Raw genomic sequence first — 22389 nt, forward strand, 5'->3', positions numbered from 1 at the left:
AGCGCTACAATGCCCGCCCTTAAAGTGGGGGATCTCCCCTTACCGCTGCACCAGGTGCACGCGGATCTGACCTGTCATCAGAACGAGAACAAACATGTTTAAACCGGAACTCCTTTCCCCGGCGGGAACGCTGCAAAATATGCGTTACGCTTTCGCCTATGGCGCCGACGCCGTGTATGCGGGCCAGCCGCGCTACTCGCTGCGCGTGCGTAATAACGAATTCAACCACGAGAACCTGCAGCTCGGCATCAACGAGGCGCACGCTCTGGGTAAAAAATTCTACGTGGTGGTCAACATCGCGCCGCACAACGCCAAGCTGAAAACGTTCATCCGTGACCTGAAGCCGGTGGTGGATATGGGGCCGGACGCGCTGATCATGTCGGACCCGGGTTTAATCATGCTGGTTCGGGAGAACTTCCCGGAGATGGATATCCACCTCTCCGTACAGGCTAACGCCGTCAACTGGGCGACGGTGAAGTTCTGGAAGCAGATGGGGCTGACCCGCGTCATCCTGTCCCGCGAGCTTTCGCTGGAAGAGATCGAAGAGATCCGCACCCAGGTGCCGGATATGGAAATCGAAATCTTCGTTCACGGCGCGCTGTGCATGGCCTACTCCGGCCGCTGCCTGCTCTCCGGCTATATCAACAAGCGCGACCCGAACCAGGGCACCTGCACCAACGCCTGCCGCTGGGAATATAACGTCCAGGAAGGCAAAGAGGACGACATCGGCAACATCGTCCACAAGCACGAGCCGATCCCGGTGACCAACGTTGAGCCTACGCTGGGCATCGGCGCGCCAACCGACAGCGTGTTTATGATTGAAGAAGCCAAACGTCCGGGCGAGTACATGACCGCCTTTGAAGACGAGCACGGCACCTACATCATGAACTCGAAAGATCTGCGCGCCATCGCCCACGTCGAGCGCCTGACCCAGATGGGCGTCCACTCCCTGAAGATTGAAGGGCGCACCAAATCCTATTACTACTGCGCGCGTACCGCACAGGTGTACCGTAAAGCCATCGACGATGCGGCCGCCGGTAAACCGTTCGATACCAGCCTGCTGGAAACGCTGGAAGGCCTGGCGCACCGCGGCTATACCGAAGGCTTCCTGCGCCGTCACACCCACGACGACTACCAGAACTACGAGCACGGCTACTCCGTTTCCGAGCGCCAGCAGTTTGTCGGTGACTTCACCGGCGAGCGCAAAGGCGCGCTGGCGGCCGTGGCGGTGAAAAACAAGTTCACCAAAGGCGACAGCCTGGAGCTGATGACCCCGCAGGGCAACATGAACTTCACGCTGGAGCATCTGGAAAACGGCAAAGGCGAAGCGATTGAGGTCGCGCCGGGCGACGGGCACACCGTCTGGCTGCCGGTTCCGGAAGAGGTGGAGCTGAAGTTCGCACTGCTGATGCGTAACTTCAACGGTGAAAGCACCCGAAACCCACACGGCAAATAGTCAATCAGGGAAATTTTTTCGCGCTGGGATAATTCTTAGAATCGGATCACATACCGCTTCGTTCAATACGGGTATTATCCCCCCGCTGAAAAACATAACCCATAAATGCTAGCTGTACCAGGAACCACCTCCTTAGCCTGCGTAATCTCCCTTACGCGGGCTTATTTTTTGCCTTCTCTCTCCTCAATCCAGGCAATGAGTTCGTCGATTTGCTTCTCTGAGAACACGGCGATCCCATTCTCAGCGAGCAACGACGCAGCAACCCCCTCCCCGCTTTCTGTATACCGCGAAACGATCCGTCATAAATAAACTCACTGCCGCACGTTGGGCTGCCATCGGTTAACAATGCAGCGCTACACCCCGACGCCTGAGCAGCGCGTAGCGCGAGCCAGGCTGCAAGCTGATAATGTGCGGTCACATCCTGCCCGGTATTTTCCATAATTCTGGCTTGCCCGAGCATCACGTTTTTCCCATCAGCAGACATAATCTCTGCCGGTGGACGAGGCACAGGCAACCCGGCTGCAAGCTCTGGGCAGTGGATAACCAGACGTTGTTCCTGTTGCCAGCGAGCGAGTTGCGCGTTCATTCGCGCTTTTTCACTTCCGTTATAACGGACCCTGAAGCCCATCAGGCAAGCGCTTACCAAAATTTTATTCATCATCACTTTCCTGTGATTACATTAATCTCATCGCTGAAGTGTAACGCGCTTTTGTGCCTGTTTTGTTCCTTTCATCCTGTTCTTACCCGCTTTTTCCCTCTCTGCTATACACTCTTACTAACGCTAAAAAAGGGAGCAGCGCGGATGGCAACCTATCCAGACAGTTTATTGATTCTCAACGGCAAAAGTGCAGGCAACGATCTGCTGCGTCAGGCCATTCAGGGTTTGCGTGACGACGGGGCGCGCATACACGTAAGGGTAACCTGGGAAAAAGGCGACGCGGCACGCTATATCAATGAAGCCCTCGGGCTTGGCGTTGAGACCATCATTTCCGGCGGCGGCGATGGCACCATCAATGAGATCGCGTCAGCGCTGATCGACCTGCCCCCGGCAGACCGCCCGGTGATGGGTATTTTACCGCTCGGCACCGCCAATGATTTTGCCACCAGCGCCGGGATCCCGGAGGCGTTAGAGAAAGCGCTTCAGCTGGCGATCCTCGGTAAAACGACCGCGGTAGATATTGCGCAGGTGAATGACAAAACCTGCTTTATCAATATGGCCACCGGCGGGTTCGGCACGCGCATCACCAGCGAAACGCCGGAAAAACTGAAGGCTGCGCTGGGCGGCGTGTCGTATCTGATCCACGGTCTGATGCGCATGGATACCCTCAAGCCTGACCGCTGCGAAATTCGCGGCGAAGATTTCCAGTGGCAGGGCGACGCGCTGGTCATTGGCATTGGCAATGGGCGTCAGGCAGGCGGCGGGCAGCAGCTGTGCCCGGAGGCGCTGATCAATGACGGTCAGCTACAGCTGCGGATTTTCACGGGTGACGGCCTGCTGCCCGCGCTGTTTACCACGCTGACGCAGCCGGAAGAGAGTCCGAATATCATTGACGGGAAATCCGCATGGTTTGAGGTAAATGCCCCGCACGGTATGACCTTTAACCTCGACGGGGAACCGCTCAGCGGGACGCAGTTCCGCATTGAGGTGTTGCCCGGCGCGCTGCAGTGTCGGTTGCCGCCAGACTGTGTGCTTTTGCGCTGATGGTATTGCCGGGTGGCGGCTACGCCTTACCCGGCCTACGCTTCGCCCTCAGGTCAGGCAATCGTGACTTTGCTGTCCAGATAGACGTCCTGAACCGCATTGATCAGCTTCACGCCGTCAGCCATCGATTTCTTAAACGCCTTACGGCCCAGGATCAGCCCCATGCCGCCCGCGCGTTTGTTGATTACCGCAGTACGCACCGCGTCTGACAGATCGGTATCGCCGCCCGCCGCGCCGCCGGAGTTAATCAGCCCTGCGCGGCCCATGTAGCAGTTCGCCAGCTGGTAGCGCACCAGGTCGATCGGGTTATCGCTGGTCAGCTTGCTGTAAACGCGGTCATCGGTGTAACCAAAGTTCACTGCTTTATATCCGCCATTATTCTCGGCCATTTTCTGCTTCACGATATCCGCGCCGATGGTCGCCGCCAGATGGTTCGCCTGGCCGGTAAGATCGGCCGACACGTGGTAATCCACACCGTCTTTTTTGAACGCCGAGTTGCGCAGGTACGCCCACAGCACGGTCACCATACCCAGCTCGTGCGCGCGCTCAAACGCCGCAGAGATCTCTTCAATCTGACGACGAGACTGTTCTGAGCCAAAATAGATGGTCGCCCCAACGGCAACCGCCCCCATATTGAACGCCTGCTCGACGCTGGCATAGAGCGTCTGGTCATATTCGGTGGGGTAGCTCAGGGTTTCATTGTGGTTCAGCTTCACGAGGAACGGAATGCGGTGGGCATAGCGACGCGAGACGGAGGCCAGCACGCCGTAGGTGGACGCCACGCAGTTACAGCCCGCTTCAATCGCCAGCTCAACAATGTTCTTGGGATCGAAATAGAGCGGATTCGCCGCGAAGGAGGCGCCCGCCGAGTGCTCAACGCCCTGGTCTACCGGCAGAATAGAGAGATATCCGGTGCCGCCGAGCCGACCGGTGTTATAGAGCGTCTGCATATTTCTTAGCACGGCAGGCGGACGGTTGTTATCGACCATCACGCGGTCAACGTAGTCATGACCAGGCAGATACAGCTGGTCGGCTGGAATGGTCATACAACGATGCTGTAAAAGGCTGTCGGCGTCTTTGCCAAGCAACTGCGCAATATCAGTCATGTGATACTCCCGTAAGTTCGACGTCATGTCGGTGTGCGTTTATCCAGTCCCATCTTTTATGGGCAGACTAAGCCTGGTACCGACTTAACAGATTTTCCACCCTTTGCAATTTTTTTCAGCACAATCTGCTGGCTCGATTCGTGTACAACAAAACTGTTACATTGATCAAACAATCGCCACAAAGGTATTTAAAAGGTATTATTGAATGGTATGTTAAAGGCGTACCCTCTCTGACATGCAGGATTAAAAAATGAAAACGAAAGTCCAACTGTCATTCATGATGTTTGTTGAATGGTTTATCTGGGGCGCGTGGTTTGTGCCGCTGTGGCTGTGGCTGAGCAAAAGCGGTTTTACCGCCGGGGAAATCGGCTGGTCTTATGCCTGTACCGCCATTGCCGCTATCCTCTCCCCAATTCTGGTCGGATCGCTGACGGACCGCTTCTTCGCCGCACAGAAAGTACTGGCGGTGCTGATGTTTGCCGGCGCGATTCTGATGTACTTCGCGGCACAGCAAACCCAGTTCAGTACCTTCTTCCCGCTGCTGCTGGTTTACTCCCTGACCTACATGCCCACCATCGCGCTGACCAACAGCATTGCCTTCGCCAACGTGGACGACGTCGAGGCCGATTTTCCGCGCATCCGCGTGATGGGTACGATCGGCTGGATCGCCTCCGGGCTGGCGTGCGGCTTCCTGCCGCAGATGCTGGGCTATAGCGATATTTCCGATACCAATATTCCGCTGCTGATGACCGCCGCCAGCTCCGCCCTGCTCGGCGTCTTTGCCCTGTTCCTGCCGAACACGCCGCCGAAAAGTACCGGCAAGCTGGACTTCAAAGTGATGCTGGGGCTGGACGCGCTGATCCTGCTGCGCGACAAAAACTTCCTCGTGTTCTTTTTCTGCTCGTTCCTGTTCGCCATGCCGCTGGCCTTCTACTACATTTTCGCCAACGGCTATCTCACTGAAGTGGGGATGAAAAACGCCACCGGCTGGATGACGCTCGGCCAGTTCTCTGAAATCTTCTTTATGCTGGCGCTGCCGTTCTTTACCAAACGCTTTGGTATTAAGAAGGTCTTACTGCTGGGTCTGATCACGGCCGCCATCCGCTACGGGTTCTTCGTTTACGGCGGTGCGGAACAGTACTTCACCTACGCCCTGCTGTTCCTCGGCATTCTGCTGCACGGCGTGAGCTACGACTTCTACTACGTTACCGCGTACATCTACGTGGATAAAAAAGCGCCGGTGCACATGCGTACCGCCGCGCAAGGCCTGATTACGCTGTGCTGCCAGGGCTTTGGTAGCCTGCTGGGTTACCGCCTGGGCGGCGTGATGATGGAAAAAATGTTCGCCTACAAAGAGCCGGTGAGGGGGCTGACCTTCAACTGGGCCGGAATGTGGACATTTGGCGCAATCATGATTGCCGTGATTGCCGTGCTGTTTATGCTGTTTTTCCGCGAATCGGACAAAGAGATCGCTGCAATTGCGGTGGTTGATGGCGATGCCGCGCTGACACAAGGGGAAGTTAAATGAAACAAGAACGTGTTCTCGGTGCCCTTTACGGGCAGGCGTTAGGGGATGCGATGGGCATGCCGTCGGAGCTGTGGCCGAGAAAGCGCGTCAAAGCGCACTTCGGCTGGATCGACCGCTTTTTACCCGGCCCGGCAGAAAATAACGCGGCCTGCTATTTCGGGCAGGCAGAGTTCACCGACGATACCTCAATGGCGCTGTGCCTGGCCGATGCGATCATCGAGTGCGACGGGGAGATTAACGCAGACGTTATCGGCAAGCATATCCTTAACTGGGCGCTCGATTTCGACGCGTTCAACAAGAACGTGCTTGGCCCCACTTCCAAAATCGCGCTGAATGCGATTCGTGACGGGAAACCGGTCAGCGCGCTGGAGAACAACGGCGTGACGAACGGGGCGGCGATGCGCGCCTCCCCGCTGGGCTGCCTGCTCCCGGCGACGCGGCTGGAACACTTTGTTGAACAGGTGGCGCAGGCCTCCAGCCCGACCCATAAATCGGACCTCGCGATTGCCGGCGCGGTGGTGATGGCCTGGGCGGTTTCCCGCGCCATCGACGGCGAAAGCTGGCAGAACATCGTTGATGCCCTGCCGGGGATCGCCCGCTATGCGCAGGAGATGAAAACCACCACCTTCAGCGCGTCGCTGGCGGCGCGTATTGAGCTGGCGCTTAAGACCGTACGGGAAGCCAACGGTATTGAGTCCGCCAGCGAGCAGGTTTATCAGCTGATTGGCGCGGGAACCAGCACCATTGAGTCCGTTCCGGCGGCCATTGCGATGGTGGAACTGGCAGGAACCGACCCGAACCGCTGCGCCATCTTATGCGCCAATCTGGGCGGTGATACGGACACTATTGGCGCCATGGCGACGGCCATCTGCGGCGCGCTCCACGGCGTGCAGGCGATTGATCCGGCGCTCAAAGCCGAACTCGACGCCGTCAACCAGCTTAACTTCGGCCATTATTGCGAGAAACTGCTGCACTTCAGGGAGCAAAGGGAGGGCGTATGAAGGCATTTGCCCAACGTCTCGAAAATCTGCACGCCACGCGCCCGGTGACGGTGCTGGGCGCCGCGGTGATTGACGTCATCGCCGACGCCTACGCCCTGCCCTGGCGCGGGTGCGATATCGAACTTAAGCAGCAGGGCGTGAATATTGGCGGCTGCGCGCTGAACATTGCCATCGCCCTGAAACGCCTCGGGATCGCCGCGCAAAATGCCCTTCCCGTCGGCCATGGCGTGTGGGCGGATATTATCCGCAACGCCATGGCGAAGCAGGATCTGCACAGCGCCGTAGAGGCTGAAACCGGCGACAACGGCTGGTGTCTGGCGCTGGTGGAGCCTGACGGCGAGCGCACCTTTATGTCCTTTAGCGGCGTGGAAAACCAGTGGCAGCAGCGCTGGCTGGATGCGCTTCACGTTCCGCAAAACAGCCTGGTTTATCTCTCCGGCTACCAGCTGGCCTCGCCGTGCGGCGAGCTGCTGACAGGCTGGCTGGAGGGATTACAGGACGTGACGGCCTTTATCGATTTCGGCCCACGCATCGCGGATGTTCCTGATGCGCTGATGGAGAGAATCATGGCCTGCAGGCCAATCGTGTCGCTCAATCGTCAGGAAGCGGGGCTCGCGGCTGAAAGACTGGGTGTGGAGGCTGAAAACCTCGGTGCGGAGTGGCAGCAGCGCTTCGGCGCCGCGCTGATTGTGCGCCATGATAAAGACGGTGCTACGTGGTATGACGGTGACGCCTCGGGCGTTGTTCCGGCGTTTCCGGCTACGGTTGTGGATACCATTGGTGCAGGCGACAGCCACGCGGGCGGCACGCTGGCCGGGCTGGCTGCGGGTTGGTCACTGGCAGATGCCGTTCTGCTGGGGAATGCCGTGGCGTCATGGGTGGTCAGCCACCGCGGCGGGGATTGCGCCCCGACGCGCGAGGTACTACTCCTCGCACACAAAGACGTATAGATCGCTGCGACAGTAGCTGATGCTGTACTCAATCGGCCGGTGCTGCTGGTCAAGCGCGACCTGCTTGATCACCAGCACCGGTATTTTTTCGTCCATCTTAATGTGCGCCTGAAACTCGCTGTCGGGCATGCGGGCGCTCACCCTTGAGCGGGTGCGCTGCGGGAAGATATTCTGACTGCGGAAGTAGTCATAGAGCGAAATGCCAATCGCATCCGGGTCGGGAATTAACCCGACGGGGACCCAGGACTCTTCAATCGACACCGCATCATCATCGACATAGCGAATGCGCTTGAGCAAAAAGACCTCGCTGTCCGGGGAGATCGACAGGTGGTTGGCCACCTCTTCCGGACACTTCACCACCCGCTTGTTGACCCAGAGCGTATTCGGCTTCTTGCCGCGCAGCACCACCTGCTGGGAAAAACCGCGCGCCTCTTTCAGCGAATATTCGAAGATATTGTTGATTTGCGTGCCATAGCCACGGGCGCGCGTCACCACGCCCTCTTCTTCCAGCGCCTGCATCGCTTTACGCACGGTGATGCGCGACACCCCGGTCAACTGGCTCAGATCGCGCTCGCCGGGCAAAATATTCCCGTGCTCCAGCACCCCGCTGCGCACCGCATTTTTTACCGTTTCGGCAAACTTCAGGTACAGCGGCGTGTTATCGGGCGCGGCGATCCGTTCATTCAGTTGAGCGATTAACCGGGTATGCGCTTGTTCCATCTCTGTTTTCTCAGGCGTGATGTATTCTGCCAGTATACTGGCTTACCACCATGCATGAAAATGGTGTACCGGCCCAATACCGTGACCGACTTCCAGAGTATCGGCTTTTGCCAGCGCCGCCGAGAGCCAGGCTTTTGCTTCGCTAACCGTATCGGCCCAGCTTTCATGACGTGGGCGCAGCGCCGCCAGTGCGGCCGAGAGCGTACAACCCGTGCCGTGGGTATTTTTGGTCTGCACGCGCGGCGCGGTAAAGCGTACTTCGCCGTCGCGGGTAAAGAGCCAGTCCGGACTTTCCGGATCATCAAGATGCCCGCCCTTCATCAGCACCGCCCCGCAGCCCATCGCCAGCAGCGCATTGCCCTGCTCTTTCATTTCCCGTTCAGTTTGCGCGTGCGGCGCGCCCAGCAGCGCGGCGGCTTCCGGAAGATTGGGCGTGATGAGCGCCACCTGCGGCAGCAGCTTATTGCGCAGCGTCTCGACGGCGGAGGCGGAGAGCAGCGGATCGCCGCTTTTTGCCAGCATGACCGTATCCAGCACCACGTTTTGCACCTGATAGCGCTTAAGCCGTTCGGCCACCGCTTCCACAATGTCCGTTTCGGCCAGCATGCCGATCTTGGTGGTATCAATACGCACGTCGCTGAACACCGAATCCAGCTGCGCGGCAACAAAATCTGGCTCGATGCGGTAGACCGACTGCACGCCGCACGTGTTTTGCGCCACCAGCGCGGTGATGACCGAGCAGCCGTACGCGCCCAGCGCCGAGAAGGTTTTCAGGTCTGCCTGGATACCCGCGCCGCCGCTGGGATCGGTGCCGGCAATGGTCAGGGCGTTAATCCGCTTCATGCCTGCTCCTCCAGCGTGTAGAGCGCGTCGAGGAACGCGCTGGCAAAACTGCCCGGGCCGCGCGAGTGCGCAACGGCCACCGTTCCGGCCCGCTTCATCCATCCGCAGGCGGCGGCGATGTTATCCAGCCGGTCACCCGGCAGCGAGCAACTCGCCGCCACAACGGCAGAGAGCGCGCACCCGGTTCCCACCACGCGCGTCATCAGCGGGTCACCGCCGGTTACCGTTCGGGTGCGTTGCCCGTCCGTGATGTAGTCCACCTCGCCGGTGACCACCACAATCGTATTGATCTGCCGTGCCAGCGCCTGGGCAGCAGGCACCGCGCTGGCGGCGGTATCGGTCGTATCGACGCCGCGCCCGCCCGCGCTCATCCCGGCGAGGGCAAGGATTTCGGAAGCATTGCCGCGAATGGCGGCCGGTTTCAGGGCAAGGATTTGATGGCAAAACCGGGTGCGGAACGCCAGGGCGCCCACGGCAACCGGGTCCAGCGTCCAGGGTTTGCCTGCCGCTACCGCACTTTCAATAGCACGACGCATCGACTGGGCGCGCGGCGCGGTCAGCGTGCCAACGTTAACCAGCAGCGCATCGGCTATCGCGGCAAACTGCTCGGCCTCTTCGGCCTCGATCACCATCGCCGGAGATGCGCCCAGTGCCAGCAAAACGTTGGCCGTAAAGGTCTGTACGACGTCATTCGTCATACAGTGGGTCAGCGGAGAACGGGTTCGGAAGTGGTGTAAAACGTGTAAATCGAGCAGGTCAGGCTGCATGGGTTCGCTCCTGCCTTGCGTGAAGAAGCGATGACCGGGAAGGCATCTGACTTCCCTACGCTGGCATTATCCAGATCAGGTAATACGGGTATTTCTCAGCCTTCACAAAGAAGGGCACCCCGAGTCAAAATACTTTTAAAACAATGATTTATTAAAATCAATGTTCTCAATCAGTGTAACCGTGGCCACAGGCCAGGCGCAAGGAGTTTTGATTTATCACGGCAGCGTTCGCGTTATGAATCTCCCTAAACACGTTTTCGCTAGCATCTTCAACATAAATATTTTTTCCTGGTATATCCCGGAACAAAAATGAGCTGAGTTCATTTTCATTCGAAGCTGATGAAAGGTTCGATAATAAATAATCGGCAAAAACCCATAAATTTACATAAACTGTTATGTGTATTATTAACCCATTTTAATCAAAACACTTAAATACAATTAATGTATTAGTGTTTTATATCTAATTTCACCTCCATCAATTATAAACGGCTATCTTATTGTATTATAAGATTATTAAGCCGAGCCTTTCTGGATCGACTCGTTTAGCTATTCCTGCTATTTATGATTTAGATCAATAATCAAAATTACACATTCATAGATAGTTACTGCACGTTACGAAATAAGTTATCAAACCAAAATCATCAACCTTATTATCGAATTTATACAGATATAACAAGACGTTGTATCTTCCCGCCAGGATAGCGCCCTTACTTTATTTTTTCTTGTAGTGATGATGAGAGCTTTAAAATGAACTATTTAAATACAACAGCTATCGCTGTTTTTGGTTTTGTGTTCGCTGGTTCAATGAATACTGCAAATGCTGCGGAAGTAAACGTAAACCTTTACGATAACGTCAATAATCCAGGTGCTCACATTCAAATTCAGGGTACCGATAAAACCGCCTATAACCTTGATAACATCGAGGGGAGTAACATTAAGCAAGACGGGCAAATCTATAACCTTCAGGGCGATATTGAAAGAGCAAATACAGCTATTAATAAAGCACAAGATACAGCTAACACCGCTCAAGATGGCGTAAACGCTAACACTCAAGCGCTGGCAGGTAAGGTAGATAAAAGCATTTTCAACGCCGATCAGGATAGACAAGATCACGCCCTTCAGGATGCCTCTGACAAAGCGACTCAGGCATTTAATACGGGCGCTTATGCGCAATCTTTAGCGGTTGATGCACAAACGGTAGCCGCTGCTAACAAAGCTGCTGTTGCTAACGTTCAGTCACGCCAGCAAGCACAAGAAACGACGATTCAGAATCACAGCGCACAATTAGCGAATCATGAATCACGTATTACTGCGTTAGAGAGTCAAAATAACGCTAAGTTCTCTTCTCTGGAGAATCAGCAGAATGAGGATCGCAAGGAATATCGTGCTGGTATCGCTGGCGCTGCTTCTCTTGCTGGTTTGCATTACGTTGATACCGATAACGCGGTTGCCGTCGGTGCTGCCAACTTCAAAGATGCGCAAGGTTACGCAGTCGGTTACCGTCATAAGTTCGCTGAGAATATAGCCGCTACCCTCTCTACATCAGGTACATCCAACGGTGATGAAATTGTTGCGGCGTCCGCATCTTACGGATGGTGATTTAACAATATTAAATTAAAATGCCAGCAAACCGCCAATCAGCTAAAAAACTCACCATTGAGTTTAATTAGCTGGCTATAACTCAATACATTGCTGCTAGCACAAAAATGACAAAGTACATTTTTATTTCCGCTGTTTTGTATCTCACTTTTATTTTATTAGGGATATGGATCGGCTTGATGTTAGGCACCTATATTTATAATTGTAATTACTGAGGCAATAATGAAAAAGTTAATGATGGTAGCGGCTATATTATCTCTTGCTGCGTGTTCCTCACCAGCTCAACGGATGGCTGATTGTCAAAGCAAAGGAGTGAGTAAAGATGCTTGTTATAGTGCAGAGCAAAACCGCACCACAGCCATTAACGCTGCGGCTGAAAAACAGGCTTTAGAGAATGCTGCTCAACTTGCACAGTCAGCGCACAGGCGCCTTCCTGAAGGCTGCACTCAGGTTATGGATGCTGCCGGTCGTTGTGATAGCAAGCCAGCCAAAGTAAGCGGTGATTTAAAAAAGTTATCAGGTGATGCGGATCACGTTATGAATAAGCCTGTCTCTGATGCTGCTGAATATCTGCTTTCGAAAGGCTGGAAGCCAAATAAAGGTTCATGGCACAAGGGTAGCTATATTATGCAGCTGGTTGTCGAAAAAGAGAGAGTTGTAAACGCACAATTATCAAAAATGTGATCTTTGCAGGACGCTACCACCTGATAAGATTTACGTAGCCCCATGTTTATGGGGCTTTGTTTTAGCTCGTTAATAGATTTACTCCAGCAGCCACGCCCCGCCGTGAATAAGCGATGCCCCTCCCATCCAGGCAAATAACGCCAGCTCGCGGCAGTCGGCATCAGGATATATACGGCTGCTGAGGCACGCCTCACCCTCGTTAACAAACACTTCCACGGAGGAGCTATCAAAGAACAAACGAAGATTAAGCGCGTTGCTAAGGTTAAGCGCGACGCTTCGGGTCCCGCACAGGCCATACTGCGGATAGTCTCGCTCCAGCACCAGGCGCTGCATCTGCGCATCAACATAAAGGCGTAACCCGTCGCCAAGACGAATGCCGTACTGCTCCGCGCTGCTGTTGGCGCAATCCCACTGCAGAATGACCTCCATCGCATCGCAGTGTTCCACCAGCGTCATCTGCTGGTTATTAAGCGTACTTATCGGCCAGGGGAACCACGCCCCGCGCAGGCTTTCAACTTCTCTGGCTGGCTGCATTTGCAGATGGTTATCGGCACTCAGCGTCAGCTCGCGCGGTAAGGAGAGCATACCTGCCCAGCCATCCTCCTGTTCCGGCTGCGGGGATTCCCACATGTCCAGCCAGCCGATGACGATGCGTCGGCCATCCGGCGTCAGGAAACTTTGCGGCGCATAGAAATCATGCCCGTAGTCCATCTCCACAAATTCACCTTCACGCACAAAAGGCTGACCAGGCTGCCATTCGCCTACCAGATAGCCGCTCTGGAAGAGATTGCGATGTTTAAATCCGTCTGCCGCCAGTCCCTGAGGCGAAAACATCAGCACGCGTTTACCATTGAGAGTGAAAAAGTCCGGGCATTCCCACATATAACCCAGCTCTTTTTCAGCCACCGCGAGCACGCCCCTGTCCTGCCACTCGCGCAGATCGGCAGACCGGTACACACGCACCTGGCCCGTATCCCCCTCGCGCGCGCCAACGACCATGTACCACCACGCCCCTTCACGCCATACCTTCGGATCGCGGAAGTGATGCAGCCCGGGCGGTGTATCAATGACTGTCCCGTGCCGCACAAAATGGATGCCGTCACGGCTGGTTGCCAGGCACTGAACCTGGTAGAGATTAGCCTCATCGTCTGGATCGCCGTGGAATTTGTGGCCGGTGTAAATCAGCGCCAGCGTGTCGCCATCCACCACCGCTGAGCCGGAAAAACAGCCGTCCTTGTCGTCCGGCCCTTCCGGGGCCAGCGCAACCGGCAGGTGCTCCCAGCGGACTAAATCTTTGCTGCGCGCATGGCCCCAGTGCATTGGCCCCCACTGGGTCGAATACGGATGGTGCTGATAAAAGGCGTGATACCAGCCGTCAAACCAGACCAGGCCGTTCGGGTCGTTCATCCAGCCAGCACGCGCGGCGAGGTGGTAACGGGGGTACCAGCGCAGGTTAAGCCCTTCGCGCCTGGACTGCAGTTCCTGTTCTGCTTTCGTAATGGAATACATCATTTCTCTACTCTTTCGATCAGATGGTGGAAGGTTGCGGCATGAGCGGGTCAGAAGAGGACCTACCCGAGCGCAACAGGAAGATGGAGATAAACGTGGTGCTGAAGACCAGTAGCCCCATGATGAGATAGGACTGGGCAAAGCCGTATTTCTCATAGCTGTAACCTGCCAGCGGCGACAGCACCGAGGCAATCACCGAGCTTGTACAGGCAAAGCCCACCAGATAGAGGGTGGAAGAGAGCCGCTTATCAAAATGCAGGCTGTTGTATTTAAAGATGGAGACCAGCAAAACGGGCAGTTCAACCGCGTGCAATAGCTTGGTAATGGAGATCAATACCGGTCCCTCAACCAGACCCGATGCCACCATACGCATCGCCATCACCATTCCGGCGAAAATCAGGCCGTTTTTCGCACCGAGGCGATTCACCAGCCACGGGGCGCAGAACATGCCCGCCGCTTCCAGGAAAACCTGAAAGGAGTTGAGATAGCCGTACATGGCGTTTCCTTCCTGCAACGTCGGGAACTGTGAGGAGAAATAGACCGGGAACTGCTGGTCGTAGACGCCGTAAATACAGGTGCCAATAACGAAAAACACCAGCGCCCAGAAGCGCGGCAGCGTCAACAGGCGTAAGGCATCCTCCAGCGTGACCTTACCGCCGGATACCGCCTCCTGCATGGCGTGCGGCGCGGAAGAGACTCTTAGGCGCGCCAGCAACACAAAAAACACCAGCCCGGCGCAGCTCGCCACCGCGAAGTTCAGCTTCGGATTGATGTTGAACAGCAGACCAGCAAAAAAGGTTGCCACCGCCCAGCCAAGGGATCCCCACATCCTCGCCTTGCCAAACTCAAACTGACTCTGGCGGGCCACGCGCTCGGTATAGGATTCCAGTACACCAATCCCGCCGTTAAACGTCAGCCCGATATAAATCCCGCCGAAAATACTGCCGAGCAACACGTTAATCTGCAGCAGATAACCAAACAGCAGGAAGGCCGGACCGGAAAGAATGAGCAGGCTGGTCAAAAACCAGAGCAGGTTTTTTCGCAGGCCGAGTTTGTCCTGAATGAAGCCGTAGCAGATTTGCGCGCACAGCGCGGAGACAGACAGCACGGCATAGATGACCCCCGTATCCCCTGCCTTTAACCCCACCTCCTGGTGAAGCCAGATAGAGAGCAACGAGCCGGAAGATGACCACGTGACAAAAAAGAAAAACAGTAATGCGCTTAATAAAGGGTAGCTGTGAGAGTGATGCGTTTTCATCATGACATTCTCATGTTGGAGTAATGACGCAATGGTAACGTTAACATTTACGTTTTCTCATGCTGTTTGGCTGAAATTTAAGATGTTAATCACGAAAGTTAACGTTAACATTAAGAGAATGAGATCGCGATCAAATATTCATCACTGAGGTAAACATGACCCGGCCTGGGCATCAGCCTTTCTTTTACATCAGCGACTTAGTTGTATACCCTTTCACGCAGAGCATTCACGGAGTAAGACAATGGCTTCCCTGAAGGACGTCGCAAAGCTGGCTAACGTATCGCTGATGACGGTCTCCCGCGCGCTGAACAGCCCGGAGCGCCTTAAGCCGGAAACGCTGGCGCGCGTTCAGCTGGCTATCGAGCAGACCAGCTACGTGCCCGATCTGTCCGCCAAGAAAATACGCGGCGCGCATGCCTCGCCTAAAACCATAGGGGTACTGGCGCTCGATACGGTGACGACGCCGTTCTCGGTGGAGATCACGCTGTCTATTGAAGAAACGGCCAGAATGCACGGCTGGAACAGCTTCGTGATGAATATGTTTACCGATGACAATCCGGACGCCATTGTCGACCTTCTCCTCTCTCATCGGCCCGACGGAATTATCTACACCACCATGGGGTTACGTCAGGTTCCTCTCCCGGCCAAACTCCTCACCCTTCCCTGCGTGCTGGCCAACTGCGAAAGCGACGGCGAAAAGGTCGCCAGCTATATTCCCGATGATGAGCAGGGGCAATATACCGCCGTGCGGGCGTTACTCGCGGAGGGTTATCGACGCCCTCTCTGCCTGCATTTACCTGAGGGGCATCTGGCCACAACCCGCCGTCGTCAGGGGCTGGAGCGTGCATGCCGTGAAGCGGGGCTCGATCCGGACGGCCTGGAGCACTGCTATATGGCACTCGGCGATGAGCACTATCGCGACATTCCGGCCGTGTTGCTGGCGCACATGCAGAATGGCATTCCCAGGTTCGACGCCGTTATCTGCGGTAACGATCGTATCGCGTTTATGGTGTACCAGACGCTACTGGGACAAGGGCTTCGTATACCGGACGACGTCGCGGTGATCGGCTATGACAATATGGTGGGCATTGGGGAGTTGTTCCTTCCTCCTCTCACGACGGTACAACTGCCGCACTATGAAATTGGTCGCCTGAGCGCCCTGCATATTATTAACGGTGAAGAACATCAGGAAACCACGCGCGTAGAAAGTCCATTTTTACTGCGTGATTCCGTTGCACAGGCAACGTGAGCACCGTTTTCTGCACCTGCCGGATAAACAGGGAAAGCTTCCCTCCTTTTATGCCGTTCAATGGCACGATTTGTCACACTCTTTTCTGCGACTTTACACACCGGGCAAATAGCCTGTAACTAGCTGTTTTTATTTGGCATAAAATACAATTTTCATTTTAAAAAAGGGGATATTTCCTCGCTATACACACGTGTCACAAAACAGTAAACAAATTAACCATTGAGCCCCGTGGCAAAAGGCTCTATATTGGCGGCGTTTTTTTCAGGCCCCTTCTGTTTTTTAACTTTTTATTCAATCGTGGCTCATAACGAAGCGGCGGTTGTAGGAGTGATATGATGACGGATAAAGTCCGTATTGACACCGTAGATGCCCACAAAAGCAACGAAACCTATCTGGCCCGTCAGGCCGAGTTTGAATCTAACGTCAGGAGTTATCCGCGCAAACTGCCTTTAGCCATCACTAAAGCAGAAGGCGTGTGGATCACCGATGCAGATAATAAAGAATACCTTGACTGTTTAGCAGGTGCAGGGACCCTTGCGCTTGGCCATAACCATCCTGATGTGCTGAAAAGCATCCAAAATGTCATTACCAGCGGCTTGCCGTTACATACTCTGGATCTGACAACGCCTCTGAAAGACTCGTTTTCCGAATACCTGCTCTCTCTGCTGCCTGGCCAGGGCAAAGAGTACTGCCTGCAGTTCACCGGTCCATCCGGTGCTGACGCCGTTGAAGCAGCGCTGAAGCTGGCGAAAAAAGTGACCGGCCGTAGCGGTATCATCAGCTTCTCTGGTGGTTACCACGGCATGACCCACGGCGCACTGTCCGTGACCGGCAACCTGTCACCGAAAGAAGCGGTAGACGGTATGATGCCAGAAGTGCAGTTCATGCCTTACCCGCACGAATACCGCTGCCCGCTGGGTATCGGTGGTGAAGCGGGCGTGAAAGCGCTGACTTACTACTTCGATAACCTGATCAACGACGTTGAAAGCGGCGTGCGTAAACCTGCTGCGGTGATATTGGAAGCGGTTCAGGGCGAAGGCGGCGTGAACCCGGCTCCGGCTGAGTGGCTGCAGCGCATCCGTAAAGTGACTCAGGAACACGGCATTCTGCTGATCCTCGACGAAGTTCAGGCTGGCTTTGCCCGTACCGGTAAATTCTTCGCCTTCGAACACGCGGGCATCGAGCCAGACATCATCGTGATGTCTAAAGCAGTCGGTGGCGGTCTGCCGCTGGCCGTACTCGGTATCAAAAAGCAGTTCGACGCATGGGCGCCAGGTCACCACACCGGTACCTTCCGCGGCAACCAGCTGGCGATGGCAACCGGTCTGACGACGCTGAAAATCCTGAAAGACCAGAACATCGCAGGCAAAGTGGCGGCACAGGGCGAATGGCTGAAAGGCCAGCTGAAAGAGATGGCGAAACGTTATCCGGTTATCGGTCACGTTCGCGGTCTGGGCATGATGATCGGTATTGAGATCGTTAAGCCGCACGAAGCCGCTGACCACATGGGCTGCTTCCCGGGCGACGGCGAGCTGTCTGCACTGATTCAGAAGAAGTGCTTCGAAGCCGGTCTGATTCTGGAGCGCGGTGGTCGTAACGGTATCGTTCTGCGTCTGCTGCCTTCTCTGCTGATCAGCGATGAAGAGCTGAAGATCTTCCTGGATAAATTTGAGCAGGCACTGCTTGCTGCGGGCGTTCGCCCGGCGTAACCGGAGTTATTGATTACGATGTCTGATTCAAACCCAATTTTGTTCTCCTCTGCGCAGAGCATTGAAGCTTACCAGCAGGCGATTGAACAAAGCACTCAGGCTGTGATGCAGTGGCTGAAACAGCCTGAGATGTACCAGGGCAAAACGGTCGCGGAACTGCGCGACCGTATTAAGCTGGATTTCAACCCGAAAGGGCTGGGCAACGAAGCGGCGATTGAACGCGCCGTGGAGTTCTTCCTGAAAGACAGCCTGTCCGTTCATCACCCGCAGTGTGTGGCGCACCTGCACTGCCCAAGCCTGGTCGTAAGCCAGGCGGCGGAAGTGCTGATCAACGCCACTAACCAGAGTATGGACTCCTGGGATCAAAGCCCGTCCGCAACCATCATCGAGATCAAACTGATCGAGTGGCTGCGTACCCGCGTGGGTTATCAGGCTGGCGACGCCGGTGTCTTCACCAGCGGCGGAACCCAGAGCAACCTGATGGGCCTGATGCTGGCGCGCGATGCGTTCTTTGCGCGTCAGGGTCACTCCGTTCAGCAGGACGGTCTGGTGGGCGATCTGCGTAAGATCCGCGTACTGTGCTCTGAAAACGCGCACTTCTCCGTGCAGAAAAACATGGCGCTGATGGGTCTGGGCTACCAGTCCGTGGTGCAGGTGAAAACGGACGAATTCTCCCGCATGGATCTGACCGATCTGGCGGCGAAAATCGAACAGTGTAATGCGAACGGCGAGCAGATTCTGGCGATCGTCGCAACGGCAGGTACCACCGATGCCGGCGCTATCGATCCGCTGCGCGCCATTGCTGAACTGGCGGCGAAGCAGAACATCTGGGTACACGTTGATGCGGCCTGGGGCGGCGCGCTGCTGATGTCTGAGCAGTATCGTCACTACCTGGACGGCATTGAGCTGGTGGATTCCGTCACCCTGGACTTCCACAAGCAGTTCTTCCAGACCATCAGCTGCGGCGCCTTCCTGCTGAAAGAGGCGCGCCACTATGAGCTGATGCGCTATCAGGCGGCTTACCTGAACTCTGAGTTCGACGAAGAAGCCGGCGTGCCGAACCTGGTGTCCAAATCGCTGCAGACCACCCGTCGTTTCGACGCGCTGAAGCTGTGGATGAGCCTGGAAGCGCTGGGTCAGGAGCAATACGCGGCGATCATCGATCACGGCGTGACCCTGGCACAGCAGGTTGCGGCGTACGTGAAAGCGCAGCCTGCGCTGGAACTGGTTATGCAGCCGCAGCTGGCAAGCGTGCTGTTCCGCTTCCGTGGCGAGGTGCAGGCAGATGATGCCGGTATCACCCTGCTGAACCAGAAAATTGGTGATGCGCTGCTGGAATCCGGCCGTGCAAACGTCGGCGTGACCGAGCATAACGGCGTGACCTGCCTGAAGCTGACGCTGCTGAACCCAACCGTGACGCTGGAAGATATCAAAATCCTGCTGTCTCTGGTTGAGCGCACCGCGCAGGAAGTTCTGGCTAAGTAATATAAAACCCCTCTCCCGCCGTGAGAGGGGTTATTCTTATAAGCCCGCCCACCACATCCTGATTTTTAATCCCCAGTAGCTCGTCCAGCCCGTTGTGGTACTGACCACGTTCCCCTTCGATACAATGACTAACGTCGGCGTCACGCTCACCTGCCACGCCTGCGACAGCGCACCGTTTTCATCGTTTATCACCTGCATTTTAAGCTGTTTCTTGTCAACCCAGCGTGCAAGCTTTGCGTTATCACCAGAGCGCATGGCGATACTCACCACGTTCCCGCCCTCTTCTGCCAGCTGATTAACCGCAGGCGTGGTGTAACGGCAAATGCTGCACCAGGTCGCCCAGACGTAGATCAGCAGCGGACGCTCCTGGCTGAGCGCCGCAATATCATGCATTTTTCCGTCGATGCTCGTCATCGGTGTTGCACTAAAACTGGCGGGAAGTGTCGGTTTTCGGTATTGATCAACTCCCCACGCCACGGCCAGCGTCAGCAGAACGAGTATTACCCCTTCCCGCGCCCAGCGGCGCAGTCGATTGATTTTGCAGTTATCCATTGTGACCTCGCGTTTTAACGAAGGTCATCTTAACGGGCAATACACCATCACGCTGTAAAGAAATGTCGCGCCAGGGTTACTCCCGGGTATAGCCATAGTCGTAAGCGCTATACCCCGAGTTGTAATAGAGCGCCGCCGATTTCACAATGTCATTGAGGATCACGCCATTCACCTTTACGTTCATCCGTTCCATACGCTTAAGGCTGGTCTCGATCTCTTTCACGCTGGTTTTACCAAAGCGAGCGACCAGCAGCGTAGTGGCTGCTGCTCTGGCGATCAGCAATGCATCCGTCACGGCAAGCACAGGTGGAGTGTCGATAATCACGATGTCATACCGCTTTTCAATCTGCGCCATCACATCCTGGAAGCGTTCACTCATGAGCAGGTCAACGGGATGCGTAGGTTGAGGTCCGCAGGTCAGTACATCAAAACCGCCTTTCTCAAAGCGTTGAACCGCCTCCTGCCACTCAACGGTTCCGTCGAGCACGCAGGACAACCCCCGATGATTGTTCAGCCTGAACACATTGTGGACATACCCTTTACGCATATCCGCATCAATAAACAGCACCCGCTGTCCGGCCTGTGCCACAATCGACGCCAGTGAAGTACTGACCAGCGTCTTTCCGCAGTCCTGCGTGGGGCCAGACACCACGACAACCCGGTTTGCGGTATCCATCATGGTAAAATGCAAACTGGTGCGCAGCCCACGCATCGCCTCGACAAACGTATCAGCCGGACGGTCAATGGGCAGGAAAGGCACGTTGGATATCCTGTGCTTCCAGTGGGAAGTAAACAGGTTTCTCCTTCGCAGGTGCGTTTTTTTCCATAACCATACCGAGCGCGGAAGCGTTACCAGCAGCGGCATCCCGAACTCTTCCAGTTGTTCTGACGAGGTAATGCCCCGCTTGAAGGCGGAACGCACTAAAACCGTTCCGGCAGAGAGGAGCAGCCCTATCATCATACCAAACAGAATGATGAGGGCTTTGCGCGGTTTGACAGGGGCCGGCTGCGTCACCGCCGGGTCTATGATCCGCACATTCCCGATAGCGCTGGAGCGCGAGATGCTCAGCTCTTGCTGACGCGTCAGTAACTGCATGTATACGGCGCGCCCGGATTCAACATCACGACTCAGGCGTAATATTTCCTGCTGCGTGGATGGCATGGAGGAGACGCGGCTATACAGGCGCGCGCGTTCCCGCTCAAGCGTTTGTTTTTTCTCCAGTAAAGCACGGTAGGTGGGATGGTCCTTTTTGAACAGCTGAGAGACCTCTGCCTCGCGAAACGTCAGCGCGTTAAGCTGATTTTCCACGTTAACCACCTGATCAAGAACCGACTTTGCCTCAAGAGATAAATCGACCGAATCGCTTTGCTCTCGATAAGCATTCAGTCGCGCCTCGGCTTCATCCAGTTCGCGACTGATTTTAGGTAACTGATCCTGTAAGAACGTGAGGCTACGGGAATCTTTAGCTTCCTGGCGCGCAATGTTCTGGCTGAGAAAATTTTCGGCAATCGTATTAAGTACCGTAGCGGTCTTGCCGGGATCGTCACCCGTTAACGTTAAGGCGATCATTCCACTCTGTTTCGACGACTCCACAACCGTCAGTCTGCTCTGAATGGCGTTGATCGCCTCAAGCCTGGTAACGATGTTGAGGGTAAACTGGGTTCCCGGTGCCGCATTGAGGGAGGTCACCAGAAGAGAGACGCCCTCTTTAAGTAGCGCTTTTCCAACAATGCCTTCTGCCTCAAGCGTTTGTCCCTCAAGACGATATCGCCCTTGCTCAAGAACAGTGAGTAAAAGCGTTTGTGGATCCCCCTCCACAGACGGAATATTCAGCGAGCCAATCGTGATTTCAGCGGGGTTGCGCCCGTGAACGTGCTCCCAGAAAGCCCCAATGACGGGGAACAAGCGCCTATTAACCTCGTAGGTCAGCCCTAACCGATCAACGGTCTGTCCGAGGACCATCCGTGATTTAAGGAGTAAAAGTTCTGGAGCGACATCGGGTGAGAGATCGGATCTGAGCGAGGTCAGGTTCTTGAGCAGCGCGTTGCCCTGCTTCGCTTCGACCTGCACCAGGGCATCAGCCTGATAAACCGGCGTGACGCTGAAGGCGTAGATCCCCGCACATACCGTGAACAGAAGCGTAACACACGCGATCATTACCCGGTGATCGAACATCTCAGCAAGCAACTGAATGAGATCCATTTCGTTATTCTGCGGTGTCGCAGCACTATATTTGTCTGATTTAGAAGACGACATTACGGCTTCATTCC

General features: G+C 55.4%; 18 protein-coding genes, 1 pseudogene and 1 riboswitch. Of the genes and pseudogenes, 10 read left to right on the forward strand and 9 right to left on the reverse strand.

The features are described 5' to 3' along the window. The first annotated feature begins 94 nt into the window (after window positions 1-94). Window positions 95-1456 (forward strand): tRNA 5-hydroxyuridine modification protein YegQ, encoded by a 1362-nt coding sequence (gene yegQ, locus B498_RS13555; protein WP_008500866.1) that lies wholly within the window; start codon window positions 95-97, stop codon window positions 1454-1456. 161 nt (window positions 1457-1617) lie between these two features. Here yegQ and B498_RS13550 read toward each other — a convergent pair. Further along, a pseudogene (locus B498_RS13550) lies at window positions 1618-2117 on the reverse strand (DUF523 domain-containing protein). Between the two features lie 141 nt (window positions 2118-2258). Between B498_RS13550 and yegS the strand changes: the two are divergent. After that, on the forward strand, window positions 2259-3158 hold the full coding sequence (gene yegS, locus B498_RS13545; RefSeq protein ID WP_008500868.1) for a lipid kinase YegS: 900 nt from the start codon (window positions 2259-2261) through the stop codon (window positions 3156-3158). Between the two features lie 53 nt (window positions 3159-3211). Here the strand turns inward: yegS and fbaB are convergent, their stop codons facing one another. Beyond that, the gene (fbaB, locus tag B498_RS13540) at window positions 3212-4264 is read right to left on the reverse strand and encodes a class I fructose-bisphosphate aldolase (protein WP_008500869.1); all 1053 of its coding nucleotides are present in this window, start codon (window positions 4262-4264) and stop codon (window positions 3212-3214) included. A 250-nt stretch (window positions 4265-4514) separates the two neighbouring features. On the opposite strand from fbaB, the gene B498_RS13535 reads away from it, so the two are divergent. From B498_RS13535 to B498_RS13525, 3 genes are read left to right on the forward strand one after another with little or no spacing between them, the layout of a single operon-like run. Beyond that, complete coding sequence (locus B498_RS13535; RefSeq protein ID WP_008500870.1) at window positions 4515-5792, forward strand: nucleoside permease; 1278 nt, start codon at window positions 4515-4517, stop codon at window positions 5790-5792. Next, window positions 5789-6793 carry an ADP-ribosylglycohydrolase family protein gene (locus B498_RS13530; RefSeq protein WP_008500871.1) on the forward strand — a complete coding sequence of 335 codons (1005 nt, stop codon included), beginning with the start codon at window positions 5789-5791 and terminating at the stop codon, window positions 6791-6793. Before B498_RS13535 ends, B498_RS13530 begins: the two co-directional genes overlap by 4 nt. After that, a complete protein-coding gene (locus B498_RS13525) occupies window positions 6790-7743 on the forward strand; it encodes a PfkB family carbohydrate kinase (protein ID WP_008500872.1) in 954 nt (317 codons plus the stop codon). The genes B498_RS13530 and B498_RS13525 overlap by 4 nt, the downstream gene beginning before the upstream one ends. On the opposite strand, the gene B498_RS13520 is transcribed toward B498_RS13525, so the two are convergent. Genes B498_RS13520 through thiM form a run of 3 tightly spaced genes read right to left on the reverse strand, consistent with a single transcriptional unit; the run spans window position 7717 to window position 10073 of the window. Then, window positions 7717-8463 carry a GntR family transcriptional regulator gene (locus B498_RS13520; RefSeq protein WP_008500873.1) on the reverse strand — a complete coding sequence of 249 codons (747 nt, stop codon included), beginning with the start codon at window positions 8461-8463 and terminating at the stop codon, window positions 7717-7719. The two genes, B498_RS13525 and B498_RS13520, sit on opposite strands and share 27 nt — an antisense overlap. A gap of 42 nt (window positions 8464-8505) precedes the next feature. Then, window positions 8506-9306 carry a bifunctional hydroxymethylpyrimidine kinase/phosphomethylpyrimidine kinase gene (gene thiD, locus B498_RS13515; RefSeq protein ID WP_008500874.1) on the reverse strand — a complete coding sequence of 267 codons (801 nt, stop codon included), beginning with the start codon at window positions 9304-9306 and terminating at the stop codon, window positions 8506-8508. Beyond that, on the reverse strand, window positions 9303-10073 hold the full coding sequence (gene thiM / locus B498_RS13510) for a hydroxyethylthiazole kinase (protein WP_008500875.1): 771 nt from the start codon (window positions 10071-10073) through the stop codon (window positions 9303-9305). Before thiM ends, thiD begins: the two co-directional genes overlap by 4 nt. A gap of 35 nt (window positions 10074-10108) precedes the next feature. Then, window positions 10109-10205: riboswitch (TPP riboswitch) on the reverse strand. Window positions 10206-10820: 615 nt separating this feature from the next. Here thiM and B498_RS13505 point away from each other — a divergent pair. Beyond that, entirely contained in the window at window positions 10821-11672 is an 852-nt protein-coding gene (locus B498_RS13505; protein ID WP_008500876.1) for a YadA C-terminal domain-containing protein, read from the forward strand. 222 nt (window positions 11673-11894) lie between these two features. Further along, entirely contained in the window at window positions 11895-12356 is a 462-nt protein-coding gene (locus B498_RS23270) for a hypothetical protein (protein ID WP_071530958.1), read from the forward strand. A gap of 78 nt (window positions 12357-12434) precedes the next feature. On the opposite strand, the gene B498_RS13500 is transcribed toward B498_RS23270, so the two are convergent. Both B498_RS13500 and B498_RS13495 read right to left on the reverse strand, forming a co-directional pair. Beyond that, a complete protein-coding gene (locus B498_RS13500; protein WP_008500878.1) occupies window positions 12435-13868 on the reverse strand; it encodes a glycoside hydrolase family 32 protein in 1434 nt (477 codons plus the stop codon). 16 nt (window positions 13869-13884) lie between these two features. Beyond that, window positions 13885-15126 carry an MFS transporter gene (locus B498_RS13495; RefSeq protein WP_008500879.1) on the reverse strand — a complete coding sequence of 414 codons (1242 nt, stop codon included), beginning with the start codon at window positions 15124-15126 and terminating at the stop codon, window positions 13885-13887. A 238-nt stretch (window positions 15127-15364) separates the two neighbouring features. On the opposite strand from B498_RS13495, the gene B498_RS13490 reads away from it, so the two are divergent. From B498_RS13490 to B498_RS13480, 3 genes are all read left to right on the forward strand, one after another. Further along, the gene (locus tag B498_RS13490) at window positions 15365-16372 is read left to right on the forward strand and encodes a LacI family DNA-binding transcriptional regulator (protein ID WP_008500880.1); all 1008 of its coding nucleotides are present in this window, start codon (window positions 15365-15367) and stop codon (window positions 16370-16372) included. A gap of 332 nt (window positions 16373-16704) precedes the next feature. Then, a complete protein-coding gene (locus B498_RS13485; RefSeq protein ID WP_032622864.1) occupies window positions 16705-18081 on the forward strand; it encodes a diaminobutyrate--2-oxoglutarate transaminase in 1377 nt (458 codons plus the stop codon). A gap of 18 nt (window positions 18082-18099) precedes the next feature. Further along, window positions 18100-19566 carry a pyridoxal phosphate-dependent decarboxylase family protein gene (locus tag B498_RS13480; RefSeq protein ID WP_008500882.1) on the forward strand — a complete coding sequence of 489 codons (1467 nt, stop codon included), beginning with the start codon at window positions 18100-18102 and terminating at the stop codon, window positions 19564-19566. A 36-nt stretch (window positions 19567-19602) separates the two neighbouring features. On the opposite strand, the gene B498_RS13475 is transcribed toward B498_RS13480, so the two are convergent. After that, window positions 19603-20118 (reverse strand): protein disulfide oxidoreductase, encoded by a 516-nt coding sequence (locus B498_RS13475; RefSeq protein ID WP_008500883.1) that lies wholly within the window; start codon window positions 20116-20118, stop codon window positions 19603-19605. A gap of 76 nt (window positions 20119-20194) precedes the next feature. Next, window positions 20195-22375, reverse strand: a complete 2181-nt coding sequence (locus tag B498_RS13470; RefSeq protein ID WP_008500884.1) for a polysaccharide biosynthesis tyrosine autokinase — start codon at window positions 22373-22375, stop codon at window positions 20195-20197. Window positions 22376-22389: the final 14 nt, after the last annotated feature.

The organism is Enterobacter sp. SST3 (assembly GCF_000286655.1).
GTDB classification, from domain to species: Bacteria; Pseudomonadota; Gammaproteobacteria; order Enterobacterales; family Enterobacteriaceae; genus Enterobacter; species Enterobacter roggenkampii.

Excerpts from the sequence above, each read along its gene's own strand:
- yegQ (WP_008500866.1), top strand. The coding sequence starts at position 95 with ATGTTTAAACCGGAACTCCTTTCCCCGGCGGGAACGCTGCAAAATATG.
- yegS (WP_008500868.1), top strand. The coding sequence starts at position 2,259 with ATGGCAACCTATCCAGACAGTTTATTGATTCTCAACGGCAAAAGTGCA.
- fbaB (WP_008500869.1), bottom strand. The coding sequence starts at position 4,264 with ATGACTGATATTGCGCAGTTGCTTGGCAAAGACGCCGACAGCCTTTTA.
- B498_RS13535 (WP_008500870.1), top strand. The coding sequence starts at position 4,515 with ATGAAAACGAAAGTCCAACTGTCATTCATGATGTTTGTTGAATGGTTT.
- B498_RS13530 (WP_008500871.1), top strand. The coding sequence starts at position 5,789 with ATGAAACAAGAACGTGTTCTCGGTGCCCTTTACGGGCAGGCGTTAGGG.
- B498_RS13525 (WP_008500872.1), top strand. The coding sequence starts at position 6,790 with ATGAAGGCATTTGCCCAACGTCTCGAAAATCTGCACGCCACGCGCCCG.
- B498_RS13520 (WP_008500873.1), bottom strand. The coding sequence starts at position 8,463 with ATGGAACAAGCGCATACCCGGTTAATCGCTCAACTGAATGAACGGATC.
- thiD (WP_008500874.1), bottom strand. The coding sequence starts at position 9,306 with ATGAAGCGGATTAACGCCCTGACCATTGCCGGCACCGATCCCAGCGGC.
- thiM (WP_008500875.1), bottom strand. The coding sequence starts at position 10,073 with ATGCAGCCTGACCTGCTCGATTTACACGTTTTACACCACTTCCGAACC.
- B498_RS13505 (WP_008500876.1), top strand. The coding sequence starts at position 10,821 with ATGAACTATTTAAATACAACAGCTATCGCTGTTTTTGGTTTTGTGTTC.
- B498_RS23270 (WP_071530958.1), top strand. The coding sequence starts at position 11,895 with ATGAAAAAGTTAATGATGGTAGCGGCTATATTATCTCTTGCTGCGTGT.
- B498_RS13500 (WP_008500878.1), bottom strand. The coding sequence starts at position 13,868 with ATGATGTATTCCATTACGAAAGCAGAACAGGAACTGCAGTCCAGGCGC.
- B498_RS13495 (WP_008500879.1), bottom strand. The coding sequence starts at position 15,126 with ATGATGAAAACGCATCACTCTCACAGCTACCCTTTATTAAGCGCATTA.
- B498_RS13490 (WP_008500880.1), top strand. The coding sequence starts at position 15,365 with ATGGCTTCCCTGAAGGACGTCGCAAAGCTGGCTAACGTATCGCTGATG.
- B498_RS13485 (WP_032622864.1), top strand. The coding sequence starts at position 16,705 with ATGATGACGGATAAAGTCCGTATTGACACCGTAGATGCCCACAAAAGC.
- B498_RS13480 (WP_008500882.1), top strand. The coding sequence starts at position 18,100 with ATGTCTGATTCAAACCCAATTTTGTTCTCCTCTGCGCAGAGCATTGAA.
- B498_RS13475 (WP_008500883.1), bottom strand. The coding sequence starts at position 20,118 with ATGGATAACTGCAAAATCAATCGACTGCGCCGCTGGGCGCGGGAAGGG.
- B498_RS13470 (WP_008500884.1), bottom strand. The coding sequence starts at position 22,375 with ATGTCGTCTTCTAAATCAGACAAATATAGTGCTGCGACACCGCAGAAT.